A 12,021-nucleotide genomic window follows, 5' to 3' on the forward strand; every position below is an offset into this window, starting at 1 on the left:
TTGAGGCGACGATGACAGACACACAACGTACTTCTCCTGTTACCCGCGCGGCCTCGCCATCCCCTGTGCTGGCGATTCAGGATCTCAGCGTCACATTTCATGGACGCAGCGGTGAGAATCAGGCACTCAAAGGCATCAGTTTTGCCATTCATCCGGGTGAAATTGTCGCCGTGGTGGGTGAAAGCGGTTCAGGTAAATCGGTTACGTCGCTGGCGGTAATGGGCCTGCTGTCCGGCAATGGACATGTCGATCGCGGCAGCATGCAGTTTCGTGATCGCAGCGGAAACCTGCACGCGTTAGAAACCCTGAACGAAGCACAGCGCCGCACGTTGCGTGGCAATGAAATGGCGATGATCTTTCAGGAGCCGATGACCTCGCTGAATCCGGTGCTGCGCATTGACGATCAGCTCACCGAGGCATTACGCGATCATCAGAAGTGCGACAGAAAACAGGCCCATGCGCGCGCGCGTGAGCTGCTGCGACAGGTGCGTATCGCGGATGTGGATCGCGTGATGAAAAGCTATCCGCACTCGCTGTCCGGCGGCATGCGGCAGCGTGTGATGATTGCGCAGGCGCTGGCCTGTGATCCGCAGCTCCTGATTGCCGACGAACCGACCACTGCGCTGGATGTCACCGTGCAGGCGCGCATTCTCCATATTCTGCGTGAGCTGCAACGTGAGAAACAGATGGCGGTACTGTTTATCACCCATGATATGGGCGTGGTCGCGGAAATCGCCGATCGCGTGGTGGTCATGCTGCGTGGCGAAGTGGTCGAGCAGGGAACCGTGTCTGAGATTTTTGCCGCCCCGCAGCACGCTTATACCAAAGCGTTACTGGCGGCCGTGCCCAGACTCGGCGATATGCGGGAACACGCATGGCCGCATCGCTTTCCTCTGCCCGGTGCGCGGGATGCTGCGCAAAGCGAACAGCAAACTGCTCGCTATGACGCGGCACCGCTGCTGGATGTGCGTGGGCTGAAAGTCTATTACCCGATTCGCAGCGGCATTTTATCGGGCCTGACGCATCATGTGCACGCGGTTGAGCAGATTGATTTCAGTCTGTGGCCGGGTGAAACCCTGGCCATCGTGGGTGAAAGCGGCTGCGGCAAATCGACAACCGGACGGGCGCTGATGCGCCTCATCAACAGTGACGCTGAAAGCATTCATTTTGAAGGAAAGGAGATCTCTGACCTGAAAGAGGCAGAGTTTCAGCCGCTGCGCCGTGAAATCCAGATGGTGTTTCAGGATCCCTATGCGTCTCTGAATCCCCGTCTGACAGTTGGGTTCACCATTGCCGAACCGTTGCTGCTACATGGCAGGGTCTCTTCGCTTGAACAGGCTTCTCCACAGATCGATGCGCTGCTCAAGAGCGTCGGCCTCCTGCCCGAACACGCGCGTCGTTATCCGCACGAATTTTCTGGCGGTCAGCGTCAGCGTATTGCCATCGCCCGCGCCATGGCGCTGAAACCGAAAGTGATTATTGCGGATGAGGCGGTATCGGCCCTGGATGTGTCGATTCAGGCGCAGGTCGTGAATCTGATGATGGATCTGCAGCAGCAGACGGGCGTGGCATGGATCTTCATCTCTCACGACATGGCGGTCGTCGAACGTATTGCGAATCGCGTCGCGGTGATGTACCTCGGCCAGATTGTCGAGCTTGGCCCGCGCCAGTCGGTCCTTAATCAGCCGCAACACCCCTATACCCGGCGTCTGCTGGCCTCCGTGCCGGTCGCCGATCCTGAGAACCGTCAGCCCCGTCTTTTCGATGACAGCGAAATTCCTTCGCCGTTACGTAAGGTGGGCGAAACGGTCACGAAACCCCGTTATCGCCAGGTTGCGCCCCAGCACTGGGTCGCTGACGGCATTGCATTGTAGTTATCCTCAACGCCCAGGAGAATTTATGAAAACGTTGTTTCGCCGTACTTCGCTGGCCCTCGCATTGACGACGACGCTGGTCATGACTGCGCAGGCACAGGATCTGCGCATCTCCATGTATGCCGATATTACGGGACTGGATCCGCACGACACCTCGGATAATGTCAGTTACTCGGTGCAGAGCGGCATCTTTGAGCGCCTGTTCCAGTTTGATCCGCAGATGAAGCTGCAGCCCTGGCTGGCGACCGGTTATACCTCAAATGACAGTGCCACCGAATTTACGCTGACGCTGCGCAAAGGCGTCACCTTTCAGGACGGTACCCCGTTTGATGCGGACGCTGTCAAAGCTAACCTTGATCGGCTGGCAGACCAGAAAAAAGGGCTGAAGCGTAACAGCCTCTACAAGATGATCGATAAGGTCACGGTGCTGGCACCCGACCAGGTAAAAATCGATCTCAATCAGTCGTTCGGCGCCTTTATCAACACGCTGGCGCATCCTTCGGCGGTGATGTGGAGCCCGTCCGTTCTCAAGCAATATCCGGACGAAGCGCAGTTGCGACTACATCCGGTAGGAACCGGTCCGTTTAAATTCGTCAACTGGACACCGGGCAAAGCGGTCACGCTGGCGAAGTATGACGGTTACTGGCAGCAGGGATGGCCTAAAGTCGACCATGTGATCTTCTCGCCGAGTCCGGAAGATGCGACCCGCGTCGCCGCATTAAAATCGGGGCAGGTGGATGCCATCTGGCCATTGCCTTCAGACCTGATCGCGACCGTGAAGCAGGACAGCCACCTTTCGATTCAGCGCGACCCCAGCATCTATCTCTACTACATGGCGATCAACACGCAGCATAAGCCGCTGGCCGATGTGCGGGTGCGTCAGGCCATCAACTATGCGATTGACCGTAATCTGTGGCTGAAAGTGGCCTTTGCCGGACTGGGCAAACCGGCCACCTCCGCGATGCCGGAAGGGGTGCAGTTTTATCAGAAACAAACCGACCCTGCCTATCGCTATGCACCGGACGAGGCTAAAGCGTTGCTCAAAGCCGCGGGCTATCCGAATGGTCTGGACCTTAAGCTCTGGGTAACCAATGCCACGGCCAGCGTCCGTGCCGCTCAGGTGCTGAAAGCGCAGCTGGCCACCGTGGGCATTCGTGCCACCGTGACACCGATGGATTCCGGCACGCGAAACGCCAAATTGTGGGGCGTAAAGGATCCGAAAATGGCGGAGTTTGACCTCTATTATGGCGGCTGGTCGACCTCTACAGGCGACGCCGACTGGGCGCTGCGTCCGCTGTTTGCCACCGAATCCTGGGTGCCGACCTCCTACAACGTCTCCTACTTCAGCAATCCGGATGCAGACAAAGCGATTGCGGCCGGACTGGCGACCGCCGATCCGGCAAAGCGCGGCATCGCCTATGCGCAGGCGCAAAAGGTGCTCTGGAAAGAGGCACCAGTAGCGTTCCTTGGCACGCCAGACAATCTGGTGGGCAAGCGCAACACCCTGAGCGGCGTTTCGATGCTGCCTGATGGCAATTTGCTGTTCACTCAGGCGTCCTTTAAATAAGACGGTTTCTTCCTCGTCCCCTGCCCGGAACGGGTCGGGGACGTGAGGAGGCCCGTCGCACCTCATTTCAGGGAATGGCATGATTGCATACATCCTTCGCCGATTGCTGGAGATGATCCCGGTTTTGCTGGTGGTCTCGCTGCTGGTTTTCGGTTTTATCAAGCTCATGCCGGGCGACCCGGCGCGCATTTATGCCGGACCGGATGCGCCCATTGAGGCGGTCGAGGCGGCGCGTCAGCATCTCGGGCTGAACGATCCGCTGCCGCAGCAGTACCTTCACTGGATCGGCAGCCTGTTGCAGGGCGATCTGGGCATCACCTATCGCACCCAGCAACCGGTGCGGGAGGTGATTGGGCAGGGCTTTATGCCGACGCTGTGGCTCGCCTTAGCGGGTTTTACCTGGTCCGTTATTCTCGGATTGTTGTTTGGCGTGATGGCGGCCCTGAAACGGGGAAAATGGCAGGACTGGACGCTGATGAGCGTGGCGGTCGGCGGCATTTCGATGCCCGCTTTCTGGCTGGGGCTGTTGCTCATCCAGTTCGTCGCGATGCCTTTCGGGCTGTTCTCCGTCAGCGGCTTTAACAGGGCCAGCGATATTGTTCTGCCCGCCATCACGCTGGGTTCGTCGGTGGCGGCGGTCATGGCGCGCTTTACCCGTTCGGCCTTCCTGGAGGTGGCGCAGGAAGATTACGTGCGTACCGCAAAAGCCAAAGGGCTGCGCAACCGCCTGGTGACGTGGAAACATGTGATGCGCAATGCGCTTATCCCGGTGATCACCATGCTGGGTCTGCAGTTCGGTTTTCTGCTGGGCGGATCCATCGTTGTGGAGAGTGTTTTCAACTGGCCGGGATTAGGCTGGTTACTGATTGAGTCGATCAAAGCGCAGGATCAGCCGGTGATTCAGGCGCTGGTGATGCTGTTCGTGTTTGAGTTTATTGTAATTAACCTGCTGGTCGATCTGCTTTACGCGGTGGTCAATCCGGCCATTCGTCTGCGACAGGAGCCGAAATGAGTAGTCAATCGCTGACCGAAAATCCGCCTCAGATCATTCGTTCGCCGTGGCGTGATTTCCTGCATGCCTTTGTGCGTAACCCGCTGGCGCTGGTCTCTGGCGGGTTTGTGCTGCTGCTAATTGTGGTGGCGATTTTTGCCCCCTGGCTGGCACCCTGGGATCCCATGGTCCCGGACTGGATGGCGCTGTCGTCGCCGCCTTCTACGGCACACTGGATGGGGACCGACGAGCTGGGGCGCGACCTGCTCAGCCGCATTATCTATGGGGCGCGCATCTCGCTCTATATCGGCGTGCTGTCGGTGACGATGGGCATGCTGGTCGGGGTGATACTGGGCTTACTGGCGGGCTATTACGGCGGTTGGGTCGATATGCTGATCATGCGCGGTGCCGACGTCCTATTCGCGTTTCCCGGCATGTTGCTGGCCATTGCGGTGGTGGCGCTGCTGGGGACCGGCCTGAACAATGTGATTATCGCGGTCGCGGTCTTCAGCGTACCGGTATTTGCCCGTATCGTGCGGGCGTCGACGCTCTCTCTGAAACAGGCTGCCTATGTTGAAGCCGTGCGCTGTGCCGGTGCGCCAGACCGTGTCATCATTCTGCGGCATATCCTGCCCGGCACGCTCTCCAGCGTGATTGTCTATTTCACTATGCGCATCGGCACCAGTATTCTGACGGCGGCAGGTCTGAGTTTTATCGGACTGGGCCCGGAACCAGACGTGCCCGAATGGGGCAATATTCTGGCGATGAGCCGTAGCATGATGATGGCCGGGGCCTGGCACATGAGCGTATTCCCGGGGCTGGCGATTTTTATCACCGTGCTGGCATTTAATCTGCTTGGCGACGCGCTGCGTGACACGCTCGATCCCAAACTCAAGGGCTGAAGATGGATTATCAACAACTGCAGCGCGACCTGCTGCTGACGCGCTGGCGTGAAAGGCGTCAGCTCGGGCAGCCGCGCAGCGCATGCGGACCCACGAATCGCATCAGCGATGTCCCGGGCGTGCGTGTCGGACATGACACGCTGAGTGAAGGCGAAAAGCAGACTGGCGTCACCGCTATCGTTCCGCCGGGCGACAATCTGTTTCTCACGCCGCTGCCGTGTGGAGCTGAAGTGCTGAACGGCTTTGCGAAACCCGTCGGACTGGTGCAGATAGAGGAACTTGGCGTGCTTCAGACGCCGATTCTGCTCAGTAATACGCTGGCGGTCGGCACGCTGTTTACCGCGCTGGTGCGGGAGGCCATCCGTCGTAACCCGGAACTGGGCCGGGCGTTGCCTACGGTCAACCCGCTGGTGCTGGAGTGCAACGATGGCTGGCTGAATGATATCCAGGCGCTGGCTGTCAGTGAGGCGATGGCGCAGGCGGCGGTGCAGACGGCCTCCGCTGATTTCGCGCGCGGCAGCGTCGGCGCGGGACGCGGGATGAGCTGTTTCAGCCTTAAAGGGGGCATCGGCACCGCCTCGCGGGTTATTCCCTCGCTTAACGCCACGCTTGGCGTGCTGGTGCTGGCCAATTTCGGCGCACTGGAGGCCTTAACGATCGATGGCGTGCGGGCGGGCGAGATGATTGCGCCGCTACTGGCCGGGGGGACGCCGCAGCGGGATGCCGGTTCTGTCATCATCATTATGGCCACAGATGCACCGCTGGATGCCCGTCAGCTGAAGCGCATCGCGAAGCGGGCCGGTGCCGGTCTGGGGCGGCTGGGCAGTTACTGGGGCCACGGCTCGGGCGATATTGCGGTGGCGTTTTCCACGCAACCGCTGCCGCAACCGCCGCAGGACGACACGCTGGAGCCGCTGCTTGCCGCGGCAGCCGATGCCACTGAACAGGCGGTACTGGATGCCTTGCTGAGCGCCGAGGCTGTTACCGGCTTTCGCGGTCACCATCGACCCTCACTGACGCAGATTCTGGACAGGTTAACCTCATGAAAATTTTTATCTCAGCCGACATTGAAGGCATCGCGGGCGTCATGCGTCCGGAGCAGTGTACACCTGGTCACCCGGAGCATCAGATCGCCCGTGGTCTGATGGAACAGGAAGTGAATGCCGCGATTGAGGGGGCGTTCGCCGGCGGCGCAATGGAAGTAGTTGTTGCCGATAGCCATGCGCAGATGACCAATTTACGTGCGGAAAATATCGATCCCCGCGCCCGACTGGTGCAGGGCAAACCTCGCTGCCTGTCGATGGTGGAAGGGATAGAACAGCAGACGTTCGACGGACTGTTTCTGGTGGGGTTTCACAGTGCAGCGGGTGAATCCGGCGTACTGGCGCATACCATCAATGGGCGTGCGTTCTGGCGTATACACATCAATGGCCTGGTGATGGGCGAAACCGATATTTATGCCGCCGCCGCCGCTGAACAGGGTACGCCATTGCTGCTGGTCACCGGCGACGATCAGTTACAGAGCTGGATAGCGGAACACTACCCCTCAGTCGATTATGTCTGTGTAAAACGCGCCATTTCGCATACCTGCGCGGAATCCATTAGTCCACAGACGGCCCAACGTGCGATCGCGGCCGCAGCACGCGCTGCGCTGAAGCATCAACCCCAGGTGAGCAAGACCCGCCTGACGGCACCTTACGCTATGCAGCTTCAGACCACTAAACCGGTGCTGGCCGATCTGTTCAGCCTGATCCCCGGTGTTACGCGCCTGGATGCCGTTACCGTGGCGTATCAGGCTGAAAAGATGGAAACGTTAATCAGCTTACTCAGTGCCTTCTCCTATCTGGCGAGTACCCAGTCGTAGCAGCATTATCCCAGGGCTGCCTGTAACGTCAGCCCGTTTATCCCGCTTTTCTGTTCGCCTGATATCTGTACATATGCCTCATCCTCCGGATGAGACAGGATCGCTGCTGGCTTCAGCCTGATGAACCCATACTTCTGAACCAAAGCTGCACCACGGCAGCGCGAGCCCCGCTCTCTGCAGAGGCTTCAGACGGGACTGCCGGATGCGAAAAGGTGCGTGACAGGTCGCTGAGCCTGCGCTGGTTTTGCGGTACAGTTTTTGCAACAGGGGAACAATTACTTTCACTCTCCGCCGGTGCAGCCTGTCGGAGAGGCCTCCGGGTCCGGTATTCCATCCAGGATAAATCATCATGCGGCTCCGCCATATAGAGGTCTTTCAGGCCATCGTACAGACCGGCAGCATCAGCGCAGCGGCGCGCCTGCTGAATGTGTCGCAACCGAATATCAGCCGTGTGCTGAATCACGCTGAACAGCAACTGGGATTTGCGCTGTTTGAGCGACGTATCCAGGGAATGAGCGTGACGGCAGAAGGGCGACGACTCCTACCTGAAATCGACGATCTCTGCCAGCGCCTGCAATCCATTACCCAGCTCACTGAACAGCTGCGGCGCGGTGAAGGGCAGTTAGTCCGCGTTGGCGCGGCGCATGCGTTTGGTCAGATGGTGATGGCTCCCGCGCTGGTGACCTGGCGGCAACAGATGGCCTCCGTCAGTGTCGAACTGGTCACCGAGCACTTCAGTACCTTATGCCAGATGATTCTGGAAAATCAGCTCGATTTCGCGCTTGTCTTCGGTCAGCAGGTCGATGCGGATCTGCTGGCTGAACCTCTTTTTCAGTCTTCCATGGTGGCGCTGTTACCGCGCCATCATCCCCGCCATGAACCCGTTACGCTACAATGGTTATGCGACAATAATTTACTGATGATGCAGGCGCAGGATCCTCTTGGACGCGCCCTGAATCGTGCGCTGCGTGATAAGAAACTGAATCCTGCCGTTTCGTTGTCGATCAAAACCTATTCGGTCATTGCAGATATGGTGCTGGCAGGCGGCGGCGTGGGCGTCGTGGATCTCTTCACCGCCTGTCGCTATGCCGATCAGCTAAAGCTGCTGCCCGTCGCGCAACCTCTGCCGTTTGAAGTGATGCTGATCAGCCGTCGTGACCAGCCACAGTCGCAGTCCACGCTGCAACTCAAGCAGGTGATCCGTAACAGACTGTGGGAGATAGCCCGGCAGTGTGAGGCGCAGTTCATGGGGGGCTGAACCCGCGTCTGCATTGTCAGGTTGCCTGAGATTTTATTCATTCTTAACCCGGATACGTCATGAAATAACGCGCAGTGCGTCTGTATCAGAATGGTGCATGCTGCACTGACTTCATGCGTGTTAATCCCGTCACCACGCCGGTTTACCGCCTTCCTCCGCTGCTTTAACAGTTGGCGCAGTAATTGCTTTCTCATAGTTACCGCATCCTGCAGCGCAGGAACAGGCACCGTAGCCTGGTAAGCGGCCTGTGGCGACACGCCACTCCACGACATCGATTTCAGGCGAAGAAGCCCTGCCGGCAATGCTGTCGGCGGGGCTTTTTTTTGGAGTAAATCTATGAATAAGTTGAAAGCATGGTTTCAGGGGCCACAGGTTATTACCGAAGCAGAGGCCGTTGAGGATTACGCGGTTGGCCGCGTGCCGTCGCACTATCGCTGGCCCATTCCGGCCATTATTCTGGTGTTGCTTGGCAACTCTACCGCCATGTTCTGGTTCAGCCTTGGCGCGGACATGAGCTACCAGGTCGGCTGGCCAATGCTGCTGCTGCCGATAGGTTATATGGTGGTGTTCGCCACCCTGATTGGCTCGTGCATCATGAAGATGGCGAGCAAAGAGGGCCTTTCACTCAATCTGATGACGCGCGGTCTGGGGTTTGGCTATATGGGCTCCGCCGTCACCTCGCTGATTTACGCGGTAAACTTCATCTTCTATTTCCTGTTCGAAGGCACCATTGTTTCCCACGCCATCGCCAACTATGCGGGCGTGCCGGTCAACTCCCCGACCGGTATCGCCATCTTTGCGCTGATGGGGCTGGCCGCCATCTGGTTTGTCTGGAAAGGCATGTCATCAATGCAATTTCTGCAAACCTGGGGCGTTCCCATTTTCATTGTGCTGTTTGGTTTTTGTATCTGGCAATTAACGCACCACTATCCGGCGGTCAGCTTCAGCGGCTGGCAGCCAAAGGGGGAGGTCGACAGTAACGCTTTGTGGCTGGTCATGAATATGGCCAACGGGCAGATTGTTTTTCAGGGCCTGATGGCCACCGATTACGGTCGTTTTGCCCGCCCGGGTATCAGTCATAAAGGTACTGCAACGATCATGCTGGGGATGCTGATCCCGATTGTCGTAGTCATGCTGTTTGGCGCCTTTATGGCCTATACCCTGATGCCGCATATTCAGGGCGAAGATGTCTGGTCACTGGCGCTGGATCCGGGCTTTGTCTTCCCGCTGATCATCGGGCTGACCGGCGTGTTATTTGCGGTGATTACCCAGATCCGTATTAACGTGCTCAATCTCTACTCGGGTTCGATTGCACTGTCGAATACCATGGATATGGCGTTTAACTATCGGCCGGGACGTCAGTGGTGGATGTTGCTGGTCTGGCTGCTGGGCGTGGTTTTCTATATCTGCAATATCCTGCAGTACACCGGTACTTTCCTGTCTATTACCGGTATTCTCACCAATACCTGGGTATTTATTATCCTTGCGGATTACTTTATCTGTCGAAAAGTGCTGCATCTTGCGCCCTCTGATTTCGTGGAGTTTCGCAAAGCGTATCTGCGTATGTGGAACCCGTCCGGCGTCATTGCGTTGTGCGTCGCTGTTGCGATAGGCGCGGCGGGTGTGCTGGGCCTCTATCCGATGGTATACGCCTCGTTTATTGCCATGCTGGTGGGTCCTGTGCTGCATGTCGCGATCAGCGTGGCGACCCGCGGCAGCTATTACTTCAAAACTTTCCCTGAGGATATGCAAACCCACTGGAAACCCTCTGATGCTTACCAGGGACCGAAACCGGTATTTAATCCGTTACTGAGCAAGGAGGCAGAATAATGCGCATCAATGTGGCAACCATTCAGTATGAACCCACGCAGTTCAGAAAAGAGGAGAATGTCGCTCGCCTGCTGGCATTGGCAACCCAGGCCGCGCGGGATGGCGCACGTTTGATCGTAATGCCGGAAATGGCCACCACCGGTTACTGCTGGCTGGATCGTGCGGAAGTCGCCCCCTATGTCGAAACGGCGGACGGCGCCACCAGCCGGGCATTTGCTGCTATTGCGCGTGAGTTTAACTGCTTTCTGGTCTTCGGCATGCCGGAGCGGGACAGGGTCACCGACCTCTACTATAACAGCGCCATCCTGGTCGGACCGCAGGGCGTAATCGGCGTTCACCGTAAAACCCACCCCTATATTTCGGAACCGAAATGGGCGGCGAATGGTGATAGCGGTCATCAGGTCTTTCAGACGGAGATCGGCAATATTGCGATGTTGGTCTGTATGGATATTCACTTTATTGAAACCGCCCGGCTGGCCGCGCTGGGCGGCGCGCACATTATCTGCCACATCAGCAACTGGCTGGCTGAACGTACACCTGCGCCTTACTGGCTCACGCGCGCCTGGGAGAATGGCTGTGCGCTGATTGAAAGTAACCGCTGGGGATGGGAGCGGGGCGTGCAGTTCAGCGGCGGCAGTTGCATTGTGGATAGCCAGGGGCGTTTGCTGGCCAGTTGCGACGGCGGCGATCGGATACTCAGCGCTGAATTACCCCTTCCGGAGGAAAATCCGCAACTGAATAAGCGCCGGCCTGAGCTGTATCAGCGTTTGATGACCAATACGTTCTTCTGGAATCCAAAGGACTTTTTTGGCTTGTACGGACGTCATCCACTGCCCGATGGCAAAGCGTCCCGGATTGCGGTGGCGCAGTTTCGCCCGCAAAACGATGTTAATGCTAATCTGGCACAGATTCGGCATCAGGCCGAACAGGCGAAAGCGGGCGGCGCAGAATTGCTGGTCTTGCCGGAGCGGGCGCTGACCGGAAGTGACGGTAGCCGCTTCGCGCTAACACTGGATGATGCACCTCTGCAGGCGCTGATTGCGCTGGCGATAGAGCTGGATATCGCACTGCTCACGGGATTCGCCGAGCGGGAAGGGGAGCAGTGCTATAACAGCGCGGTGCTGGTAAGCAGTGAGGGGGTAAATGCGCACTATCGGCAGATTCATGTCAGCGACCAGGATCGGCACTGGGCCAGCGCAGGCAATCAGTGGGTGACGTGCGATCTGCCCTGCGGGCGGGTCGGCATTATGCTGGGTGAAGATCTGCTGGTGCCGGAAGCCGCACGGATTCTGGCGCTGGAAGGCTGCGATATCATTGCCTGCCCGGCGCAGCTTCATTCACCTGCGCCAATGGCGCACGCGGGCACGGCGATCCCCCATGTCTGGCCGATTCCGCGCGGTGCCGATCCTTACCACTGGCTTCTGCCGCGCGTTCGGGCGGGTGAGAATAATGTCTGGCTGGCGTTCGCTAACTGGCCAGCCGCTGAAGGAAAAAGCTTTGGTCTGAGCGGGATTTTTGGCCCGGACACGTTTGCTTTTCCGCGTCAGGAAGCGAAAGCTCTCGGTGAGAAAGGACTGGCGCTGCTGGATATCTCAACGGGTTCAGCCGCTACCCATTACCCCGACCATGTTGTAAGACGCAAAGACCTGGTGCTGATGCGTCAGCCGCATTACTACACTGCGCTGATTACTCAACCACCGCGATGATCCAAAGACGCGGCCTGTTGTGGGTCGCG

General features: G+C 58.2%; 9 protein-coding genes. All 9 read left to right on the forward strand.

Translation table 11 applies throughout. From position 1 onward, the window contains the following. Positions 1-11: 11 nt before the first annotated feature. Positions 12-1,874, forward strand: coding sequence for a dipeptide ABC transporter ATP-binding protein (locus BY447_RS18560; RefSeq protein WP_110331783.1), 1,863 nt, complete (start codon positions 12-14; stop codon positions 1,872-1,874). Between the two features lie 25 nt (positions 1,875-1,899). Then, on the forward strand, positions 1,900-3,441 hold the full coding sequence (locus BY447_RS18565) for a glutathione ABC transporter substrate-binding protein (protein WP_110331784.1): 1,542 nt from the start codon (positions 1,900-1,902) through the stop codon (positions 3,439-3,441). A gap of 79 nt (positions 3,442-3,520) precedes the next feature. Continuing rightward, entirely contained in the window at positions 3,521-4,453 is a 933-nt protein-coding gene (locus BY447_RS18570) for an ABC transporter permease (protein WP_110331785.1), read from the forward strand. Continuing rightward, positions 4,450-5,334, forward strand: a complete 885-nt coding sequence (locus tag BY447_RS18575) for an ABC transporter permease subunit (RefSeq protein ID WP_110331786.1) — start codon at positions 4,450-4,452, stop codon at positions 5,332-5,334. Before BY447_RS18570 ends, BY447_RS18575 begins: the two co-directional genes overlap by 4 nt. A gap of 2 nt (positions 5,335-5,336) precedes the next feature. Further along, positions 5,337-6,380 carry a P1 family peptidase gene (locus BY447_RS18580; RefSeq protein ID WP_110331787.1) on the forward strand — a complete coding sequence of 348 codons (1,044 nt, stop codon included), beginning with the start codon at positions 5,337-5,339 and terminating at the stop codon, positions 6,378-6,380. After that, complete coding sequence (locus BY447_RS18585; protein ID WP_110331788.1) at positions 6,377-7,198, forward strand: M55 family metallopeptidase; 822 nt, start codon at positions 6,377-6,379, stop codon at positions 7,196-7,198. Before BY447_RS18580 ends, BY447_RS18585 begins: the two co-directional genes overlap by 4 nt. A gap of 349 nt (positions 7,199-7,547) precedes the next feature. Next, positions 7,548-8,456, forward strand: a complete 909-nt coding sequence (locus BY447_RS18590; protein ID WP_110331789.1) for a LysR family transcriptional regulator — start codon at positions 7,548-7,550, stop codon at positions 8,454-8,456. Between the two features lie 336 nt (positions 8,457-8,792). Beyond that, positions 8,793-10,286, forward strand: coding sequence for a purine-cytosine permease family protein (locus BY447_RS18595; RefSeq protein ID WP_110331790.1), 1,494 nt, complete (start codon positions 8,793-8,795; stop codon positions 10,284-10,286). Continuing rightward, entirely contained in the window at positions 10,286-11,992 is a 1,707-nt protein-coding gene (locus BY447_RS18600) for a nitrilase-related carbon-nitrogen hydrolase (protein WP_110331791.1), read from the forward strand. The genes BY447_RS18595 and BY447_RS18600 overlap by 1 nt, the downstream gene beginning before the upstream one ends. Positions 11,993-12,021 lie beyond the last annotated feature (29 nt).

The sequence above is a fragment of the Pantoea sp. JKS000250 genome, from assembly GCF_003201065.1.
Classification (GTDB): Bacteria; Pseudomonadota; Gammaproteobacteria; order Enterobacterales; family Enterobacteriaceae; genus Pantoea; species Pantoea vagans.

What these genes read in the sequence shown, in the direction of transcription:
- BY447_RS18565 (WP_110331784.1), top strand. Translation starts at nt 1,900, where the DNA reads ATGAAAACGTTGTTTCGCCGTACTTCGCTGGCCCTCGCATTGACGACG.
- BY447_RS18600 (WP_110331791.1), top strand. Translation starts at nt 10,286, where the DNA reads ATGCGCATCAATGTGGCAACCATTCAGTATGAACCCACGCAGTTCAGA.
- BY447_RS18560 (WP_110331783.1), top strand. Translation starts at nt 12, where the DNA reads ATGACAGACACACAACGTACTTCTCCTGTTACCCGCGCGGCCTCGCCA.
- BY447_RS18575 (WP_110331786.1), top strand. Translation starts at nt 4,450, where the DNA reads ATGAGTAGTCAATCGCTGACCGAAAATCCGCCTCAGATCATTCGTTCG.
- BY447_RS18580 (WP_110331787.1), top strand. Translation starts at nt 5,337, where the DNA reads ATGGATTATCAACAACTGCAGCGCGACCTGCTGCTGACGCGCTGGCGT.
- BY447_RS18595 (WP_110331790.1), top strand. Translation starts at nt 8,793, where the DNA reads ATGAATAAGTTGAAAGCATGGTTTCAGGGGCCACAGGTTATTACCGAA.
- BY447_RS18570 (WP_110331785.1), top strand. Translation starts at nt 3,521, where the DNA reads ATGATTGCATACATCCTTCGCCGATTGCTGGAGATGATCCCGGTTTTG.
- BY447_RS18585 (WP_110331788.1), top strand. Translation starts at nt 6,377, where the DNA reads ATGAAAATTTTTATCTCAGCCGACATTGAAGGCATCGCGGGCGTCATG.
- BY447_RS18590 (WP_110331789.1), top strand. Translation starts at nt 7,548, where the DNA reads ATGCGGCTCCGCCATATAGAGGTCTTTCAGGCCATCGTACAGACCGGC.